Here is a 16,883-nt window from a genome sequence, read left to right as displayed (position 1 = left end):
CGTCACGTAGCGGACTCGATCACGACGCTACGCCTGCGCCTGAGCGTCGCACTGGCCAGCGATCTGGGACATTGCCCTCATTGCCACTGGGTAAGTAGAAGATTAAATTTATGACACAGTAAGACTAGGTGGTATCGAGCAAGACAAACAGTGGCCTATTTCCGGGGACCACTCGCACCTCTGTGACGACGCGTTCAGGGGCGATAAAGGGCTCGTCACGCCGCTGCCGCAGCTTACTGACGAGATGGCGATGCTGGCCGCCCGCGTGGAGGAACACCTCAAGCACATGGGGGCAACAAGCGCTGAACCTTGTCAGTCAAATCTGTAAACTGAAGCAACTTTTCACCCCTTGGATTGACATTGATGAAGCCCTCCGAAGCCCTGGAATTGCACCGTTCGGCCATTCGATCCGTCGTTGAAAAAAAATGATGCCTGCAACCCGCGCGTGTTTGGATCAGTCCTGCATGGCGACGATACGGAAAACAGTGATATCGATCTATTGGTCGATCCCATAGATGATCGGACATCCCTTGTCAGCTTGGTCAGAATCAAGCGCGAGATCGAGCAAATCCTGGGAGTCAAGGCTGACATACAAACACCGATGTCGCTGCATGAGCGATTTCGGGCCGACATTTTGCGTGAAGCCGTCCCGGTATGAGCAAAGCCCACCAAAAGGTGTCTGGTCGTGTGCAGCACATGCTGGAAGCCGCTCAAAACGCAAGATCAGACATTGGCGACCTTGGAAAAGAACAGTTTTTGACCGATGGCAAGACGCAGCGCGCCGTGATTGAGAACATCGAATGAAGTCTGAGTACGCTATTAAAACAGTAGCTTCTTGCGCAATGAATACGGGGGCTAGAGGCTGATTTGTTATAAATATTGGGCGGCAGCAGCCGTAGGGTCCGATTTTGGCCGGTGCTGTGAAGGCGGGTGCGGCAAGAACTGCGACCTCAATCCAGGCAACACGGAGTCCACCATGCCAAATTCTGGAAAAACCACCCGGTGCCCGATGACAAGGTGATTGCCCGCTACTGCGGCGCGCTGAGAAATGCCCTCCTGAAGGAAAGCAAGGACAGAGATTTGCTTCCCTTCAGGGATCCAAGATTTAAGTTTTTGCTTCTCATTACTGCCGCAGAATATTGATATTTGCTTCCTAATAGGCTATCATCACTGATGAAATTGATTGCTTATAGGCTAGCAAAATGTCCTCTGAATTCAACAATCTACGGGTGGAGCAGCTCCAGGCAACGGTGAAGGCCTATGGGGTTCTGCTGGCGAAACGGGCACCGTCGCGCGGCTGGCTGAAAGAAATCCGCGAGGCCCTCGGCCGTACTGAGCGCCAACAAGCCGAGCGCTTGGGTATCTCAGGCTCCACGCTGCACAAGTCTGAACAATCAGAAGCCGAGGAGCGCATCACGCTCGGTCAGCTGCGCAAGTTGGCCGACGGCTTGAACTGTGAGCTGGTTTACGCCCTCGTGCCCCGCAAGCCTCTGACGGAGGTGGTGCAGGACCGTGCGAAGCAGCTGGCGAAGGAAGAGGTGTACGGGGTGGCGCATACGATGAGCTTGGAAGATCAAAGGCCCACGGACGAGCGCATCCAAAAGCAGGTGGCCCGTCGTGCTGAAGAGCTGCTGCGCGGGAAGTGGTCCAACCTATGGCGCTAGACCTCGACGCTCCCGACGAGCAAGACGGGCAGACCCCGCTGGACCCGGATGAAAAGGCAGGACTGATTCCGAGGCACATCGAAACGAAGGGCGCGCTGAATGACTGGGAACAGGAAAACATCCTTCAGGCCACCAAGTGGCTCCGACGTGCCAAGATTCCAGAGGTGCTGTCTGAAAGCTTTTGCCGAAATTTGCACCGAAGGATGTTCAACAAAACCTGGAAGTGGGCGGGCACGTTTCGAATGTCGGACAAGAACATCGGTTGCGATTGGACCTTGGTGGCGGTAAAGCTGAATCAGCTGCTCGGCAATGCCAAATATTGGGTCGAAAACGAAACGTTTCCGCCGGATGAACTAGCCGCACGGTTTCATCATGTCTTGGTTTGGATACATCCGTTCCCCAACGGCAATGGCCGTCATTCACGAATGATGGCCGACGCTTTGCTGAAGCAATTGGGGCGACCCGCTTTCAGTTGGGGCGGTGGCGGAAACCTGGTCAGCGCCAACGAGGTACGGGCTCGGTATCTCGCCGCATTACGAGCTGCGGACAAGAATGAATTCACGGCTTTATTGGCTTTCGTGCGCAGCTAAAGCGCAAGTCGATCTCATCGCGAGGGCGCGCAAACGCTGATGCGCAGCGTCCTCCAGATCCGGCGGCACGGACTGTTTGGCATTCAAATAATGGTTGGTGAAGACCTCCAGATAGGTCTCCAAAGTCTCACCAGCATGCGGCTCACCCGCCAGGGCCAAACACAGTGCAGCCACCTCCGAGGTGCACAGGTGGTCATCGCGGGTCGAGCGGCGCAGGCGGTAGCGCGAGAGTTGTTCTGGCTGCAGGCTGAGCACCGGCAAGTGATTCAGATAGGGGCTTTTGCGAAACATCTTGCGTGCCTCCGGCCAGGTGGCATCGAGCAAGACAAACAGCGGGCGTTTTCCGGCGAGCACTGGCACCTCGGTGACGACGCGCTCAGGGGCGACAAACTCGCCGGGAAACACCAGATAGGGCTCCCACTGCGGGTCGGCCAGCAGGCTCAGCAAGGCGGGGTCCACCTCGGTGCGCGACCAGCCAAAGGCGGCAGTGTCGCTCACCACGTCGGCGATCAACCAGCCCGTATTGCTGGGTTTGAGCGGCTCGATGTCGCACATGATCAGGCACATGCCCGAGCGGGTCGGCACTTGGGGGCGCAAGGCACACAGACAGTGGCTGAAGATCACCCGGCAACCGGGGCAGCGTGGCGCGCGCGAACCGCGGGCGATAAAGGGCTCGTCACGGCGCGCCATGCGCACCGCGCGCAGGCGGGCGACCGCGTGGCTCATGGCACTGCCCGCAGGCAAGAAAAGAGGCAGGACATCGGTGGGCCAGTGGGTTAAAGAAGAGCCGGGATTATGCAGCGGCCCCTGACCCCGCCCTGTCGCCAAATCGCCAGGGCTTGCCGCGTTAATCCGGAATGTTGGGCTCGACGAGTTTCGCCAGTTGGGCGAGCGACTCTTGCCAGCCGAGGTAGCACATTTCGGTTGGAATGACTTCAGGCACCCCTTCCTGCACGATGCTGATCTCGGTTCCGCATGAGACGGGCTTCAAGGTCACGGTCGTCGTCATTTCGCCGGGCAGGTTCGGGTCATCGAACTGGTCCGTGTAGCAAAGTTTTTCAAAGGGCACCAGTTCACGGTACACACCGCCAAAGGCATGACCGTGACCGGTCGAAAAGTTGGTGAACGCCATTTTGTAAGTGCCGCCAACTTCTGCCTTCAGATGGTGAACCTTGCAGGTGAAACCGTAAGGCGGTAGCCATTTGGCCATTGCGTCAGCATCCAGAAACGCCTGATAGATGCGCTCTGGATTGGCGCGGAGTACGCGATGAAGTCGGATGGTGCCTGTCGCCATGATCAATTCTCCTTTTTGGTTCGCTCTTCGGGAAGACAGAATTTGATTCCAAGCGCACCGATTTTGTCAACCGTTGGCGCCTCTCGCCTTCCGGACCGACTTCAGTTGCTGGAAATTCATCGGCTTAAGGTCACACGCTTCAAACCGCGTCCAGCGCTTGCTTCAGATCGGCCAGCAAGTCGTCAATGTGCTCGATGCCAATCGACAAGCGCACCGCGTCCTCCGGCACGCCGGCTTTGACCAGCTCCGCGGGCGAGAGCTGGCGGTGCGTGGTCGAGGCCGGATGGGTGGCCAGCGACTTGGCGTCGCCGATGTTCACCAGGCGCGTGAACAGCTTGAGTGCATCGAGGAAGCGGGCGCCGGCGACGCGGCCTTCGCCAGGCGCGGCCTTGACGCCAAAAGTCAGCAGACCCGAGGGCTTGCCGCCCAGGTATTTTTTTGCCAGCGCATGGTCGGGGTGACCGGACAGTCCGGCGTAGTTGGTCCATTCCACCTTGGCATGCTCCTGCAGAAACCTCGCCACCTTGAGCGTGTTGTCGGTGATGCGCTCCATGCGCAGCGCCAGGGTCTCGATGCCCTGCAGGATCAGGAAGGCATTGAACGGCGAAATGGCGGCGCCGGTGTTGCGCAAGGGCACGACGCGGGCGCGGCCGATGTAGGCGGCTGGCCCCAGCGCCTCGGTGTAGACCACGCCGTGGTAGCTTGGGTCGGGCTCGTTCAGGCGCTTGAAGCGCGCCTTGTGCTCGGCCCACGGGAACTTGCCCGAGTCCACAATCGCGCCGCCAATCGAGGTGCCGTGGCCGCCCAGGTATTTGGTGAGCGAATGCACCACGATGTCGGCGCCGTGCTCGATGGGACGCAGCAGGTAAGGCGTGGCCACGGTGTTGTCGACGATCAGCGGCACGCCGTGGCGGTGCGCGATTTCGGCGATGCGGGCGATGTCGGTGACGTTGCCCTGCGGGTTGCCCAGGGACTCGATGAACACCGCCTTGGTTTTGTCGTCGATCAGCACGCCAAAGCTTTCGGGATCACGCGGGTCGGCGAAACGGGTGGTGATGCCGAACTGCGGCAAGGTGTGCGCGAACAGGTTGTAGGTGCCGCCATACAGCGCGGTGCTGGCGACGATGTTGTCGCCGGCTTCCGTGATGGTCTGGATCGCGTAGGTGACGGCCGCCTGACCCGAAGCCAGCGCCAGCGCGGCCAGACCGCCTTCCAGCGCCGCCACGCGCTTTTCCAGCACGTCTTGCGTCGGATTCATGATGCGGGTGTAGATGTTGCCCGGCACCTTCAGGTCGAACAGGTCGGCGCCGTGCTGCGCGCTGTCGAAAGCGTAAGCGGCGGTCTGGTAGATCGGCACCGCCACCGCCTTGGTGGTCGGGTCGGGCGAGTAGCCGGCGTGGACGGAGAGGGTTTCAAATTTCCAGGTTTCAGACATGGGTGGCTTTCGTGGTGGGAGGGGTGATGCTCAAAAACCCGGTACAACCGCGCCCTTGAACTCGGTCAGGATGAACTGGCGGATGGCGTCCGACTGGTAGACCTTGAGCAGCTTGGCGACCCAGGGCTTGTCCTTGTCCTGCTCGCGCACGGCGATCAGGTTGACGTAGGGGCTCTTGGCGTTCTCCTGGGCGATGGCGTCCCTGGCCGGACTCAGTCCGGCGGGCAGGGCGTAGTTGGTGTTCACGGCGGCGGCGTCCAGGTCGTCCAGCGAGCGCGGCAACTGCGCCGCGTCCAGCTCCACAAATTTCAGCTTCTTGGGGTTGTCGATCACATCCAGCGGCGTGGCTTTCAGGCCGGCGTCGGGCCTGAGCTTGATCAGTCCCTTGTCCTGCAGCACCAGCAGCACGCGCCCGCCGTTGCTCGGGTCGTTGGGGATGCCGAACCTGGCGCCTTCCTTCAGGTCTTCCAGGCGCTTGACCTTTTTGGAATACAGGCCGATGGGGAAGTTGACCGTATAGCCGACGTTGACCAACTTGTAGCCGCGGTCTTTGACCTGCTGGTCCAGATAGGGCTTGTGCTGGTAGCTGTTGGCGTCCAGGTCGCCGGTGGCCAGCGCGGCGTTGGGCTGGATGTAGTCGCTGAACTCGACGATCTGGATCTTCAGCCCGTCTTTTTCGGCCAGCTTTTTCACCTGTTCAAAAATTTGGGCATGCGGTCCGGCGGTGACGCCGACCTTGATCGGTTTGTCCTGCGCCAGCACGGGCGCGAGGGTGGCCGCCAGCAGCAGGGCGGCGGCGGTGTGGATCAGGGTACGTTTGTTCATGAAAACTCCAAAGTAAAAACGCTATTGAAATAAGAGCTTCTTGCGCAGGTAGCACGGGGGCTAGAGGTCTGAATGACTCTTAACGGTGGCTGATGCGCCGCACCAGCGCATCGCCCGCGCTTTGCAGCGCCTGCACAAACACGATCAGCACCAGCACCACGGCCAACATCACCTCGGGCAGGAAGCGCTGGTAGCCGTAGCGGATGCCCAGATCGCCCAGGCCGCCACCGCCAATCGCCCCCGCCATGGCCGAGTAGCCGGTCAGGCTGACCAGGGTGAGGGTCAGCGCCGCCACGATGCCGGGCAGGGCCTCGGGCAAGAGCACCTTGAAGACGATTTGCCGCGTGGTGGCGCCCATGGCCAGCGCCGCTTCCACCAGCCCGTGATCGACCTCGCGCAGCGCGGTCTCGATCAGCCGGGCCACAAAGGGCGCCGCTGCCACGCTGAGCGGCACCACGGCGGCCGCGGTGCCGATGGAGGAGCCGGTGATGAAGCGCGTGAACGGAATGATGGCCACCAGCAGGATGATGAAAGGCGTGGAGCGCACGGCGTTGACGACGGCGCCGACTACCCGGTTGGCGCCCAGGTTTTCCAGCACGCCGCCGCGGCTGCTCAGGTGCAGGTACGCGCCCAGCGGCGTGCCCAGCAGGGCGCCCACGGCGCCCGAAATCGCCACCATGAGCAGCGTCTCCCACAGCGAGGTCGCGAACAATTCGAGCAACTGGGGGCTGAAGGTGTCAAACATAGGCCAGCTCCTGTTCTTGCCCCACCGCGCCGGCGCCGCGCCGTTGCGCGGCCAGTGAGCCGAAGCCGTGGTCCAGGATGTCTTCGAGCAGGCTGCGCGTGGTGGCGTGCTGCGGCCGGGTGAACACCTCGATGACGGGGCCTTGCTCCACGACGCGCCCGGCGTCGAGCACCGCCACCCGGTCCGCCACCTGCTTGATGACCTGCATCTGGTGCGTGATCAGCACAATCGTCAGGCCAAAGTCGCGATTGATCTGGCGCAGCAGGCCCAGGATCGAGCGCGTGGTCTCCGGGTCCAGCGCCGAGGTCGCCTCGTCGGACAGCAAGACCTTGGGCTGGCTGGCCAGCGCCCGGGCAATGCCCACGCGCTGCTTCTGGCCGCCGCTGATCTGGGCCGGGTAGCGCGCGCCCAAGGCGGACAGCCCCACCAGATCCAGCAGCTCATCGACCCGCGTTTTGATGCGGGCCGGGCGCACACCGCTGAGCTCCAGCGGCAGCGCCACGTTGTCAAACACCGTGCGTGAACTCAGCAGGTTGAAGTGCTGAAAAATCATGCCGATCTGGTGCCGCGCCGCGCGCAGCTCGGGTGCTGACAGGGCCGTCAACTCGGCGCCCGCCACGCGCACCTGGCCGTGCGTCGGCCGGTTCAGCAGGTTGATCACCCGTATCAGCGAGCTCTTGCCCGCGCCGCTGCGGCCAATTACTCCGAACACCTCGCCTGCGCGGACGTGCAGGTCCACCCCCTGCAGGGCCGGCACCGGCGCCGGATGACCGGGGTAGCTCAGGCTGATGTTGTCTAGTTGGATCATCGGTCAAGCCGCCTTCACTTCCTGGCGCACCAGCAGATGCTGGTTCTCAGGCCGCGCCAAGCCCAGGTTTTCTCGCAGCGTCTTGCCTTCATACGCGGTGCGAAACAGTCCCCGGCGCTGCAGTTCGGGAATCACCAGGTCGACGAAATCGTCCAGGCTGCCGGGCAACACCGGCGGCAAGACATTGAAGCCGTCGGCCGCTTCGTTTTCAAACCACAGTTGCAGCTGGTCGGCCACCTGCACCGGCGTGCCGACGATCGTCCAATGCCCGCGCGCCGTCGCAATCCACTGGTAGAGCTGGCGGATGCTGAAGCTGTGCTTGCGCGCGATGTCCACCATCATCTGCTGGCGGCTGACCCAGCCCACGGTCTTGGGCAATTCCGGAAACGGCCCGTCCAGCGGGTACTGCGATAAATCGGTGCCGCCGGAGAGTCCCGCCAGCAGGGCCAGTCCGGCCTGCGGGTGGATCAGGTCGTTGAGCTGCTGCAGCTTGGCTTGCGCCTCGGCCTCGGTGGCAGCCACGTAGACCGAGACCCCCGGCATGATCTTGAGCTGGTCGGCGCTGCGGCCAAACTTGGGCAAACGACTTTTCAGCTCACGGTAGAAGGCCTGCGCGTCTTCCAGGCTTTGCTGGGCGGTGAAGACGACTTCGGCGGTGCGCGCCGCCAGTTCCAGGCCGGGCTCGGACTGACCGGCCTGCACGATCACCGGGTAACCCTGGGGCGGGCGGGGCACGTTGAGCGGACCGTCCACGGAGAAATGTTGGCCCTTGTGGTGCGGCGAGTGCAGCTTGGCCGGGTCAAAAAACTGACCGCTGGCCTTGTCGCGGAGGAAGGCGTCGTCCTCCCAGCTGTCCCAGAGCTGGGTCACGGTGTCGACAAACTCCTCGGCGCGGTTGTAGCGGTCGGTGGCGACCGCTTGCTGGGCGCGGCCGAAGTTGCGCGCGGTCGCGTCGTCGGTCGAGGTCACCACATTCCAGCCGGAGCGGCCGGCGCTCAGGTGGTCCAGCGACGCGAACTTGCGCGCCAGCAGGTAGGGGTCTTCGTAGGTGGTGGAGGCGGTGGCGATGAAGCCGATGTTTTTCGTCACCGTCGAGAGGGCCGAGAACAGCGTCACCGGCTCGAAGCCAGCGCTGCGGTCGCGCCGGCCCGCATCGTCGCCGCCAAAATTCACCGACAGGCCGTCGGCCAGGAAATACGCGTCGAACAGGCCGCGCTCGGCGGTCTGGGCTAGGCGCTTGTAGTGTTCAAAATCGAACACGGTGTCGGATGCCGCATCGGGATGGCGCCAGGCCGCGACGTGTTGTCCGGCGCCGGGCAAAAATGCCCCAAGTCTCAGTTGTCTCAGTTTTTTGCTCATGATGATGGACTGCCTCTTAAAAGTTGGGAAAGCTGGAAGAAAGGGAAATTCGGGTTGGCTAGAGCTTGGCGATGGACACTTCGGTCGACTTGACCAGCGCCACCACGTCGGAGCCGACCACCAGTTCCAGGCTGTCCACCGAGCGGGTGGTGATGACGGAGGTGACGATGCCCCAGGGGGTCTCGACATCGATCTCCGACACGACATCGCCGCGAATGATCTCGCGCACTTTGCCCCGGAACTGGTTCCGAACGTTGATGGCTTGAATGGACATGAATTTCTCCTTGAAAGTCCGTTTAAAAAAGTGAATGAAGAGGGGGCCGCGCAGTACACGCAGTGACAAGCGTGGGGGCCATGTTTCTAGATCGCCCAGCGCAGGCCGTGGGCCGGCAGGCCGGGCCAGCGTCCGTCGCTTGCGCCAGGGTCCGGTGTTGTGGGTTCGACGGCGGGCTTTTGCAGCACCCGGTCCAGAATGCGTTTTTCCAGGGCCGCAAAGCCGGCGTCGCCGTGCGAGCGGGGCCGCGGCAGGTCAATGGTCTCGTCCAGCGCGATGCGGCCGTCCTCGATCAGGATCACGCGGTCGGCCAAGGCGACGGCCTCCTGCACGTCATGCGTCACCAGCAGGGCGGTGAAGCCGCTGTTGCGCCACAGGCCTTCGATCAGCCGGTGCATCTCGATGCGGGTCAGCGCATCCAGCGCGCCCAGCGGCTCGTCCAGCAGCAAGAGGCGCGGGTTGTGCACCAGGGCGCGGGCCAGCGAGACGCGCTGGCGCTGGCCGCCAGACAGGCGCGCCGGCCAGTCGTTTTCGCGATCCGCCAGCCCGACCCGCGCCAGCACCTCGGCGGCTGCGGCGCGCTGGGACTTGGGCAAGCCCAGCGCCACGTTGTCGATGACGCGCTTCCAGGGCAGCAGGCGCGCGTCCTGAAACATGATGCGGGTGTCATCCGACAAGCCTGTCAATGCTTGTTCGTCCACCGCGATGCTGCCGGCCGAGGCCTTTTCCAGCCCGGCCACCAGGCGCAAGAGCGTGCTCTTGCCGCAGCCGCTGCGCCCGACGATGACGACAAACTGGCCGGGCTCGATGTTCAGCTGCGCCTGGCGCAGCACCTCGCGCTCGCCGTAGCGTTTGCTCAGGCCGCGCAGCGTCAAAGCCACGCCACGCCCGTTGGTGCTTGATTTAGTAGTCAAATTGGCCTCCAGCCCTTGTTGAGTGTGCGTAGATAGCTATGTAATTCATAGTGATCGGATGTCACGGCGCCTGGTACCCCGGATGCCAGCGCAGCCAGTAGCGCTCCAGCCCTTTGGCAAACATGTCGGCCAGCTTGCCGAGCAGGGCGTAGAGCAGGATGCCGACCAGCACGATGTCGGTCTGCAGGAACTCGCGCGCATTCATGGTCAGGTAGCCGATGCCGGCCTGCGCCGAGATGGTTTCCGCCACGATCAGAATCACCCACATCAGGCCGAGCGAAAAGCGCAGGCCGACCAGGATGCTGGACAGGGCGCCGGGCAGAATGATTTGCGTGTACAGCTGCCAACGCGACAGGCCGTAGGTGCACCCCATCTCGATCAGTCCCGGGTCCACGTTGCGGATGCCGTGGAAGGTGTTGAGGTAAATCGGGAAAAACACCGACACCGCGATCAAAAACAACTTGGCGCTCTCGTCGATGCCGAACCACAGAATCACCAGCGGAATCATGGCCAGCGCCGGGATGTTGCGCACCATCTGGATGGTGGAGTCCAGCAGCGTCTCGAAGAAGCGCACCGAACCGGTCAGCAGGCCCAGCAGCAGCCCCAAGCCGCCGCCGATGGCCAGCCCGGACAGCGCGCGCACGGCGCTCACCTGGACGTGCACCCACAACTCGCCCGACTCGGCCAGCGTCCAGGCTGCCGTGATGACGGCCAGCGGTGCCGGCAGCACCCGGGTCGACATCCAGCCCAGGCTGGAGGCGATTTGCCAGGCCACGATCAGGGTGACGGGGACGAGCCAGGGCAGCAGGTACTGCCATAGCGCCAGCGCATCGGCCCGGATCTTTGGCCATTGAACAGAGAGCGCGAGGCCGTCCTGAAGCAGCGGCCACGGTTGTTCAGGATGCACGGTGGTGGCAGCCGCGCCGGTCTGCAATTCTGGGGAAGGGCTGGTTGTGTTCATGAGGGAAGTCCTTGCGTCAGTGCGTGAATGGGGTTACTTGGCGGCGGCCTGGGTTCGCGGGGCGGTCGTGGTTTGCCAGACGATGTCGGCCACCTTGACCGGCTTGGGGATCAGCGCCAGGCGCGCAAAGGCATCGGCCACGCGCTGCTGGTCCGCCACCATGTCGGGCTTGAGCAAGCCCACGGGTGAGGGCGGGCGGCGCTGCAGAAACAGGCTGACCACGCCGGCGTCCAGGCCACTGAAGTCCGAGATCAGCTTGATCGCCTCTGGCCGGCGCGCCTGCGCAAACTGGTCGGCGCGCGTGAGTTCCTGGAACAGCGCGCCGATGGCGTCGGGATGCTGGCTGGCGAAGGGGCGCGACGCGAGATAGAAAGAGTTGTTGCCGGACAAGCCCTGGCCCGTGGTCAGCACGCGCGGCTGGATGGCCAGCTCGGTCGCCGCATAGAACGGGTCCCAGATCGCCCAGGCGTCCACGCTCTTGCGCTCGAAGGCGGCGCGCGCATCGGCCGGCGAGAGGTAGATGGGCTGGATGTCGGACCATTGCAGACCGGCCTTCTCCACCGCGCGCACCAGCAGGTAGTGCGCGCTCGACCCCTTTTGCAGCGCGATCTTGCGGCCCTTGAGCTCGCTGAGCATGCGAATCGGGGAATCCTTCAGCACCAGAATCGCCGAACTTTCGGGCTTGGAGGGCTCCGCCCCGGCGTACACCAGGTCCTTAGCCGCCGCCTGGGCAAACACCGGTGGCGAGTCGCCGGTCAGGCCGAACTCCAGGCTGCCGACGGCCAGCGCCTCCAGCAACTGCGGTCCGGCCGGAAATTCATGCCAGCTGACTTTGGTCTGCGGGAAACGCTTTTCCAGCACGCCTTGCTGTTTGAGGATCACCAGATTGACGGCCGCCTTCTGGTAGCCAATGCGCAGCAGGGCCGGGGCCTTGGCCGCAGCACCGGTCTGCGCCCAGGCGCTGGGCGCGCTAATGGGTGCCGACAGGCTCCAGACGCCGGCGGTGACGGCCAGCACCCGCAGCAGCTGACGCCGCGTGCCGCTTGTGGGGAGATGCGAGTGAGACATGGGCTTGCTCCTGATGGGTTGTTCAGCCCGGCGCCACCGGGGCGGCGTGCAGCAGGTTGAGCTTCTTCGGGATCAGCTTGAGTTCGAAGAAGGCGTCGGCAATCACTTGCTGCTCGGCCAGGATCTCGCGCGTCACCGGCGCGGTGCCGAAGGCGGTGCGGCTCAGGTAGAGCTCGGTGATGCTTTTGTCCAGACCCAGCACGGCGGCGAGTTCGCCCGCCGCCGCTGTCTTGTTCTTCGAGGCCCAGGTGTCGATGGCGTTGAGTTCCTCGATGGCGATCTTCAGCACGTCGGGGTTTTGGCTGGCGAAGTCGCGCGAGCTGAAGTAGTAGCTGCAGTTGTTGACCACGCCGGTGGCGTCCGCGAGCAGGCGGGCGTCCAGCGTTTTCTGCGCGGCGGCGAGGAAGGGGTCCCAGATGATCCAGGCATCGACCGCGCCCTTCTGGAAGGCGGCGCGCGCATCGGCCGGCGGCAGAAAAATGGGCTGCACATCGCCGTACTTCAAGCCGTTTTTTTCCAGCAGCTTGACCAGGAAGTAATGGACGTTGGAGCCTTTGTTGAAGGCAATCTTCTTGCCCTTGAGGTCGGCCACCGTCTTGATCGGCGAGTCCTTGGGCACGATGACCGCCTCCAGCTTGGGCCGCGGCACGGTGGCGCCGGCATAGACCAGCGGCGCGCCGGCGGCCTGGGCAAAGATGGGCGGGGCTTCGCCGACATCGCCAAAGTCGATGGCGCCCACATTCAGGGCTTCGAGCTGCACCGGGCCGGCGTTGAATTCGGTCCAGGTGATGCTCACGCCCAGCGGGCTCAGGCGCTTTTCCAGCGTGCCGCGCGCCTTGAGGATGGACAACCAGCCTTTCTGGTGGCCCACGCGCAGCACGCGGCCCGGCGGTTGGGCGAATGCCGCGCCGCTGCTGCCCAGTGCGGTGCTGGCGAGCGCGGCGGCCAGCAGCTGGCGGCGGTTCAGCGGGTGACTCGGTGCTTTACTGAGAGCGTTTAGGTGTGTCATGCGAGTGTCCTTGGATGCGAAAGTTGGGTGAGCGTCGGCAAGGCTTCTCCCTTGCCGCGAGCGCGGGTTTCAAAATAATCGGGTTGAGGGAGCTGCCCGGCCGTCAGGCGCGGGCATCAGCGTGCGGGGCGGCGGCGTTTAGACGCTACATCGCACCTGCGCAAAAGGCACGGACGCAAACTTGCCGGCGGGCACCAGCACCGGTCGCAGCGTTTCGGTGATCAAGGTGTTCACGGCCTGGTCCAACCGGGCGCCGATGTCTTCGTCAATCAGGTAGGTGCCTTCGGGCGTGAGCTTGATCTGCGCGTCGGTGGCATAAATGCTGGGCAGAATGTGCTTGGCACCCAGCGACTGCAGCACCGGCCGCAAGGCATAGTCCAGCGCCAGCATGTGGTTGGGGCTGCCACCGGTGGCCAGCGGCAGCACGGTCTTGCCGGCCAGCGCGGTTTGTGGCAACAAGTCCAGAAACACCTTGAGAACCCCGCTGTAAGCCGCCTTGTACACCGGTGTCGCCACCACCACGACATCGGCCGCCGCCACCCGTCGACTCGCCTCGATGATGGTGCGATTACCAAAGTCCGCCAGGATCAGCGCCTGCGGCGACAGGTCGCGGATGTGCAGACGCTCGACGTGCGCGCCCCGGGCATGCAGTCGCTGCTGCACGCCGTCCAGCAAGGCGGCGGAACGCGACTTTTCCGAGGGGCTGCCGGCGATGAGTACAACAGTCATTATTTTTCTCCCTGATGGATGCTTGAAGGCGTAGATGGGTGACAGCGCTTGGGCTTACTGTTTCAGGTAAATCTGGTCGAAGCTGCCGCCGTCGGCAAAGTGGTCCTTGTCCGCCTTGGCCCAGCCGCCAAAGGCCTGCTCGATGGTGAACAGATTGAGCTTGGGCAACTGCTTGAGGTACTTGGCCTGGGCTTTTTCCGAGATCGGGCGGTAGAAGTTCTTGCCGGCAATGTCCTGGCCCACGTCGGTGTAGAGGTAGTCCAGATAGGCCTGCGCCACGGCGCGCGTGCCCTTGCGGTCCACGTTCTTGTCGACAACCGCCACCGGCGGCTCGGCCAGGATGCTCAAAGACGGATAGATGATGTCGACCTTGCCGCCAAATTCTTTCTCCAGCAGATGCGCTTCGTTCTCCCAGGAGATGAACACGTCGCCCTGGTTGCGCTGGGCAAAGGTGATGGAGGAGCCGCGCGCCCCGGTGTCGAGCACCGGCACGTTCTTGTACAGGGCCTGCACGAAGTCCTTGGCCTTGGCGTCACCGCCGAGCTTGCGTTTGGCGAACTCCCAGGCCGCCAGATAGTTCCAGCGCGCGCCGCCCGAAGTCTTGGGGTTGGGCGTGATGACGCTGATGCCAGGCTTGATCAGGTCATCCCAGTCGCGGATGCCCTTGGGGTTGCCCTGGCGCACCACCAGCACGATGGTGGAGGTGTAGGGCGCCGAGTTGTGCGGCAGGCGTTTTTGCCAGTCCTGGGGAATCCACTGGCCGTTCTTGTACAAGGCGTCCACGTCGCCGGCCAAGGCCAGCGTCACCACGTCCGCATCCAGACCATCGATGACGGAGCGCGCCTGTTTGCCCGAGCCGCCGTGCGACTGCTTGATGGTCACGTCCTGGCCGGTCTTGGCCTTCCAGTGCTTGGCGAAGGCGGCGTTGAATTCGACGTACAGCTCGCGCGTCGGGTCGTAGGACACGTTGAGCAGCGAAACGGCTGGTTGGGCGCTGGCGCCCAGGGCTGCACCGAGCACGGTGGCGGCTAAAGTGGCCTTGAGAAACTGGCTTGAGAAGCGGCGACGGGTAGGCATGAAAGACTCCTTGAATTCACTGCAAAACTGCAAAACTGCAAAACTGCAAAACTGCATGTGCGTGAATTCTGGGAGTCAGCGCTTAAAACTGGAACTACCGATTTTTCAGTTCTAAATTACTCAATCATCTTTAGAGTTGCGCCAGGCCAGGCCAGGTCAGGGCCGCCGGGTGACGCCGGCCGTGCCTTGCTCTCTCTTACTTGGCGAACAGGGAGTCGAGATCGGCGAAGGATTTCAACTCCAGCGCATTGCCGGACGGATCCAGGAAGAACATGGTGGCCTGCTCGCCCGCTTCGCCCTTGAAGCGGATGTAGGGCTCGATGACGAACTTCGTGCCAACGGCGGTCAGCTTGTCGGCCATGGCTTGCCATTGGTCCATCGGCAGCACCGCGCCGAAGTGGCGCACCGGTACCTCGTGCCCATCGACGGCGCTGCTCTGCGTGTGGCCGCATTCGTCGGGAGCCAGATGCGCCACGATCTGGTGGCCGTAGAAGTTGAAGTCCACCCAGTTCGGCGCGCTGCGGCCTTCCGGGCAACCCAGCAATTCGCCGTAGAACTGGCGCGCGGCGGCGATGTCATGGACGGGAAACGCCAGGTGGAAGGGCGGGAGGGTGGCGGCGGGTGTGCTCATGGCAGTGTCCTTGAAAGAGGGGGGTTGAGAGGGCGTGATCTGCACTGTAGAAGCTTTCATTGATCATGAAAAGCGATATATATTTGCCCTGAGTAACGAAATAATTGATGATTTAAAGATGATCCCCGAACTTCGCACCTTTATCGCCGTCGCCCGCCATGGCACTTTTGCGGCGGCTGGCGAGCGCATTGGCCTGACGCAGTCAGCGGTGAGCAGCCAGATCAAGCGTCTGGAAGAGTCGCTGGGCTTTGCGCTTTTTGACCGGACCGGGCGTTCCGCGACGCTGAACGCGGCGGGGGGCGAGACACTGGCGCGGGCCGAAGAAATCGTGGGGCTCTTTGCCAAGCTCGGTGAACTGCCCGATGACGAGAACGCCCATGGCTTGCTGCGCATCGGCGCCATCGCTTCAGTCCAGTCCTCGCTGTTGGCGCGTGCCCTGGTGCCTTTTCGCCAACAGTTCCCGCAGCTGCGTTTGCGCATTGTCCCGGGCGTGTCGATGGACCTGATGAACCAACTCGACGCCGGAGAAATCGACACGGCCATCATGATTCGCCCGCCCTTCGGGATGCTGCCGGAGTTGACCTGGCAAGCGCTGGTCCATGAGCCTTACAGGCTGGTGGTACCTGCCGCAACCACGGGCGATGACTGGCGCGCACTGATCCAGGCGCACCCGTTCCTGCGCTATGAACGCACCTCGTTCGGCGGGCGCATGGTCGAGCGCTTCCTGCGGTCCATGCGCCTGGTCGTGCAGGAGTCGATCGAACTCGACGAAATCCAGGCCATGGTGCAGATGGTGGCGAACGGGCTGGGCGTGGCCCTGATGCCGATGGTCGAAGCGCACCTGCCGCTCCCCGACCCGGTGCGGGCCATTTCACTGGGAGAACACACTTTCTACCGCGAGATCGGCATCCTCCAGCGAGCGCCCCAGGTCAGCCAGCCCTTGGTCAACCAGTTGGCGCATTGCCTGCGCGATGCCGTCAGGCCCGTGGCTCAGGTCGGCGTAGGCGAAGCCTCGGGTCCCTGGTAGTCCCCACAAGCGCGATGGGCCTGGACGCGCTGCATCAGCACGCCCACCATCAAGGCCGCCGCAGCCGAACTCGCCATCAGCGGTGAAGGCATGAGCATGCGGGTAAGGGTATTGATGGACTCGATGTTGACCTGCTGGACATAGTCGACCAGCGCAACGACATGGCTGACGTGCACGCTTTGTGCATCCTCCAACTGGATCTGGTCCGGCCACCCACCGCGAAACCGCATGTCCGCGAAGATGCCGTCGGCCACGGCCGCCAGTGACAGCAGGCTCAAGGGTCGCAACAAGTGCTCCAGCAGGTGACTGCGCTCGGCCGGCGGCGCCGATTCGTAGACCTGACCCAGCAAGTGCGAGATCGGTGTGTTTTTAATGTCTGTCACGGTATGTCAACCTCTTTTTTATGTGAATGCCGCGCCCCTCGGGCATCCAGCCAGATTCAAGGGGATGAATTTATGACGTCTGCACCCTGC

General features: G+C 63.0%; 20 protein-coding genes and 1 pseudogene. 5 read left to right on the top strand and 16 right to left on the bottom strand.

Annotated elements, in window-relative coordinates; all coding sequences use genetic code 11:
* Nucleotides 1–415: 415 nt before the first annotated feature.
* The 4 genes from C5P05_RS24030 to C5P05_RS24020 all read left to right on the top strand — a co-directional run bounded on the left by C5P05_RS24030 (nucleotide 416) and on the right by C5P05_RS24020 (nucleotide 2,254).
* Nucleotides 416–658: a nucleotidyltransferase family protein gene (locus C5P05_RS24030; RefSeq protein WP_332871366.1), complete on the top strand. Its 243-nt coding sequence runs from the start codon at nucleotides 416–418 to the stop codon at nucleotides 656–658.
* Complete coding sequence (locus tag C5P05_RS33825; protein ID WP_157979445.1) at nucleotides 655–804, top strand: hypothetical protein; 150 nt, start codon at nucleotides 655–657, stop codon at nucleotides 802–804. The genes C5P05_RS24030 and C5P05_RS33825 overlap by 4 nt, the downstream gene beginning before the upstream one ends.
* Before the next feature lie 398 nt (nucleotides 805–1,202).
* Nucleotides 1,203–1,664: a mobile mystery protein A gene (locus C5P05_RS24025; RefSeq protein WP_114972379.1), complete on the top strand. Its 462-nt coding sequence runs from the start codon at nucleotides 1,203–1,205 to the stop codon at nucleotides 1,662–1,664.
* Nucleotides 1,655–2,254 carry a mobile mystery protein B gene (locus tag C5P05_RS24020; protein WP_114972378.1) on the top strand — a complete coding sequence of 200 codons (600 nt, stop codon included), beginning with the start codon at nucleotides 1,655–1,657 and terminating at the stop codon, nucleotides 2,252–2,254. Before C5P05_RS24025 ends, C5P05_RS24020 begins: the two co-directional genes overlap by 10 nt.
* Here the strand turns inward: C5P05_RS24020 and C5P05_RS24015 are convergent.
* From C5P05_RS24015 to C5P05_RS23945, 15 genes and pseudogenes are all read right to left on the bottom strand, one after another.
* Complete coding sequence (locus C5P05_RS24015; RefSeq protein ID WP_114972377.1) at nucleotides 2,231–2,980, bottom strand: tRNA-uridine aminocarboxypropyltransferase; 750 nt, start codon at nucleotides 2,978–2,980, stop codon at nucleotides 2,231–2,233. The two genes, C5P05_RS24020 and C5P05_RS24015, sit on opposite strands and share 24 nt — an antisense overlap.
* Before the next feature lie 121 nt (nucleotides 2,981–3,101).
* A complete protein-coding gene (locus tag C5P05_RS24010; protein ID WP_114972376.1) occupies nucleotides 3,102–3,548 on the bottom strand; it encodes an SRPBCC family protein in 447 nt (148 codons plus the stop codon).
* A gap of 139 nt (nucleotides 3,549–3,687) precedes the next feature.
* A complete protein-coding gene (locus C5P05_RS24005) occupies nucleotides 3,688–4,983 on the bottom strand; it encodes an O-acetylhomoserine aminocarboxypropyltransferase/cysteine synthase family protein (protein WP_114972375.1) in 1,296 nt (431 codons plus the stop codon).
* A 30-nt stretch (nucleotides 4,984–5,013) separates the two neighbouring features.
* Nucleotides 5,014–5,808, bottom strand: coding sequence for a MetQ/NlpA family ABC transporter substrate-binding protein (locus C5P05_RS24000; protein WP_114972374.1), 795 nt, complete (start codon nucleotides 5,806–5,808; stop codon nucleotides 5,014–5,016).
* Nucleotides 5,809–5,887: 79 nt separating this feature from the next.
* Nucleotides 5,888–6,553, bottom strand: coding sequence for a methionine ABC transporter permease (locus C5P05_RS23995; protein WP_114972373.1), 666 nt, complete (start codon nucleotides 6,551–6,553; stop codon nucleotides 5,888–5,890).
* Nucleotides 6,552–7,361: pseudogene (locus tag C5P05_RS23990) on the bottom strand (methionine ABC transporter ATP-binding protein); the annotation flags it as partial. The pseudogene C5P05_RS23990 and the gene C5P05_RS23995, both read right to left, overlap by 2 nt.
* A gap of 3 nt (nucleotides 7,362–7,364) precedes the next feature.
* The gene (locus C5P05_RS23985) at nucleotides 7,365–8,720 is read right to left on the bottom strand and encodes an LLM class flavin-dependent oxidoreductase (protein ID WP_114972372.1); all 1,356 of its coding nucleotides are present in this window, start codon (nucleotides 8,718–8,720) and stop codon (nucleotides 7,365–7,367) included.
* Nucleotides 8,721–8,778: 58 nt separating this feature from the next.
* A complete protein-coding gene (locus tag C5P05_RS23980; RefSeq protein WP_114972394.1) occupies nucleotides 8,779–8,994 on the bottom strand; it encodes a TOBE domain-containing protein in 216 nt (71 codons plus the stop codon).
* An 86-nt stretch (nucleotides 8,995–9,080) separates the two neighbouring features.
* Nucleotides 9,081–9,908, bottom strand: coding sequence for an ATP-binding cassette domain-containing protein (locus C5P05_RS23975; RefSeq protein ID WP_114972371.1), 828 nt, complete (start codon nucleotides 9,906–9,908; stop codon nucleotides 9,081–9,083).
* A gap of 61 nt (nucleotides 9,909–9,969) precedes the next feature.
* The gene (gene ssuC / locus C5P05_RS23970; RefSeq protein WP_114972370.1) at nucleotides 9,970–10,869 is read right to left on the bottom strand and encodes an aliphatic sulfonate ABC transporter permease SsuC; all 900 of its coding nucleotides are present in this window, start codon (nucleotides 10,867–10,869) and stop codon (nucleotides 9,970–9,972) included.
* 33 nt (nucleotides 10,870–10,902) lie between these two features.
* Nucleotides 10,903–11,937: a sulfonate ABC transporter substrate-binding protein gene (locus C5P05_RS23965; protein ID WP_114972369.1), complete on the bottom strand. Its 1,035-nt coding sequence runs from the start codon at nucleotides 11,935–11,937 to the stop codon at nucleotides 10,903–10,905.
* A 22-nt stretch (nucleotides 11,938–11,959) separates the two neighbouring features.
* Entirely contained in the window at nucleotides 11,960–12,946 is a 987-nt protein-coding gene (locus tag C5P05_RS23960; RefSeq protein WP_114972368.1) for a sulfonate ABC transporter substrate-binding protein, read from the bottom strand.
* 138 nt (nucleotides 12,947–13,084) lie between these two features.
* Nucleotides 13,085–13,675 (bottom strand): NADPH-dependent FMN reductase, encoded by a 591-nt coding sequence (gene ssuE / locus C5P05_RS23955; protein ID WP_114972367.1) that lies wholly within the window; start codon nucleotides 13,673–13,675, stop codon nucleotides 13,085–13,087.
* Nucleotides 13,676–13,729: 54 nt separating this feature from the next.
* On the bottom strand, nucleotides 13,730–14,752 hold the full coding sequence (locus tag C5P05_RS23950; RefSeq protein ID WP_114972393.1) for a sulfate ABC transporter substrate-binding protein: 1,023 nt from the start codon (nucleotides 14,750–14,752) through the stop codon (nucleotides 13,730–13,732).
* A 196-nt stretch (nucleotides 14,753–14,948) separates the two neighbouring features.
* Nucleotides 14,949–15,383 carry a VOC family protein gene (locus C5P05_RS23945; protein WP_114972366.1) on the bottom strand — a complete coding sequence of 145 codons (435 nt, stop codon included), beginning with the start codon at nucleotides 15,381–15,383 and terminating at the stop codon, nucleotides 14,949–14,951.
* A gap of 118 nt (nucleotides 15,384–15,501) precedes the next feature.
* Between C5P05_RS23945 and C5P05_RS23940 the strand changes: the two genes are divergently transcribed.
* Complete coding sequence (locus C5P05_RS23940) at nucleotides 15,502–16,410, top strand: LysR family transcriptional regulator (protein WP_114972392.1); 909 nt, start codon at nucleotides 15,502–15,504, stop codon at nucleotides 16,408–16,410.
* Here C5P05_RS23940 and C5P05_RS23935 read toward each other — a convergent pair.
* The gene (locus C5P05_RS23935) at nucleotides 16,374–16,793 is read right to left on the bottom strand and encodes a hypothetical protein (RefSeq protein ID WP_114972365.1); all 420 of its coding nucleotides are present in this window, start codon (nucleotides 16,791–16,793) and stop codon (nucleotides 16,374–16,376) included. The genes C5P05_RS23940 and C5P05_RS23935 overlap by 37 nt on opposite strands.
* Nucleotides 16,794–16,883: the final 90 nt, after the last annotated feature.

Source organism: Rhodoferax ferrireducens, from assembly GCF_003347515.1.
GTDB lineage: Bacteria > Pseudomonadota > Gammaproteobacteria > Burkholderiales > Burkholderiaceae_C > Rhodoferax.
Note: the sequence above shows the minus strand (reverse complement) of the source record. Positions and strands in the feature narration are given on the sequence as shown.

Bases quoted from the DNA above. Each gene is read 5' to 3' on its own strand.
- C5P05_RS33825 (WP_157979445.1), top strand. From the start codon at position 655: ATGAGCAAAGCCCACCAAAAGGTGTCTGGTCGTGTGCAGCACATGCTG.
- C5P05_RS24025 (WP_114972379.1), top strand. From the start codon at position 1,203: ATGTCCTCTGAATTCAACAATCTACGGGTGGAGCAGCTCCAGGCAACG.
- C5P05_RS24020 (WP_114972378.1), top strand. From the start codon at position 1,655: ATGGCGCTAGACCTCGACGCTCCCGACGAGCAAGACGGGCAGACCCCG.
- C5P05_RS24015 (WP_114972377.1), bottom strand. From the start codon at position 2,980: ATGAGCCACGCGGTCGCCCGCCTGCGCGCGGTGCGCATGGCGCGCCGT.
- C5P05_RS24010 (WP_114972376.1), bottom strand. From the start codon at position 3,548: ATGGCGACAGGCACCATCCGACTTCATCGCGTACTCCGCGCCAATCCA.
- C5P05_RS24005 (WP_114972375.1), bottom strand. From the start codon at position 4,983: ATGTCTGAAACCTGGAAATTTGAAACCCTCTCCGTCCACGCCGGCTAC.
- C5P05_RS24000 (WP_114972374.1), bottom strand. From the start codon at position 5,808: ATGAACAAACGTACCCTGATCCACACCGCCGCCGCCCTGCTGCTGGCG.
- C5P05_RS23995 (WP_114972373.1), bottom strand. From the start codon at position 6,553: ATGTTTGACACCTTCAGCCCCCAGTTGCTCGAATTGTTCGCGACCTCG.
- C5P05_RS23985 (WP_114972372.1), bottom strand. From the start codon at position 8,720: ATGAGCAAAAAACTGAGACAACTGAGACTTGGGGCATTTTTGCCCGGC.
- C5P05_RS23980 (WP_114972394.1), bottom strand. From the start codon at position 8,994: ATGTCCATTCAAGCCATCAACGTTCGGAACCAGTTCCGGGGCAAAGTG.
- ssuC (WP_114972370.1), bottom strand. From the start codon at position 10,869: ATGAACACAACCAGCCCTTCCCCAGAATTGCAGACCGGCGCGGCTGCC.
- C5P05_RS23965 (WP_114972369.1), bottom strand. From the start codon at position 11,937: ATGTCTCACTCGCATCTCCCCACAAGCGGCACGCGGCGTCAGCTGCTG.
- C5P05_RS23960 (WP_114972368.1), bottom strand. From the start codon at position 12,946: ATGACACACCTAAACGCTCTCAGTAAAGCACCGAGTCACCCGCTGAAC.
- ssuE (WP_114972367.1), bottom strand. From the start codon at position 13,675: ATGACTGTTGTACTCATCGCCGGCAGCCCCTCGGAAAAGTCGCGTTCC.
- C5P05_RS23950 (WP_114972393.1), bottom strand. From the start codon at position 14,752: ATGCCTACCCGTCGCCGCTTCTCAAGCCAGTTTCTCAAGGCCACTTTA.
- C5P05_RS23945 (WP_114972366.1), bottom strand. From the start codon at position 15,383: ATGAGCACACCCGCCGCCACCCTCCCGCCCTTCCACCTGGCGTTTCCC.
- C5P05_RS23940 (WP_114972392.1), top strand. From the start codon at position 15,502: ATGATCCCCGAACTTCGCACCTTTATCGCCGTCGCCCGCCATGGCACT.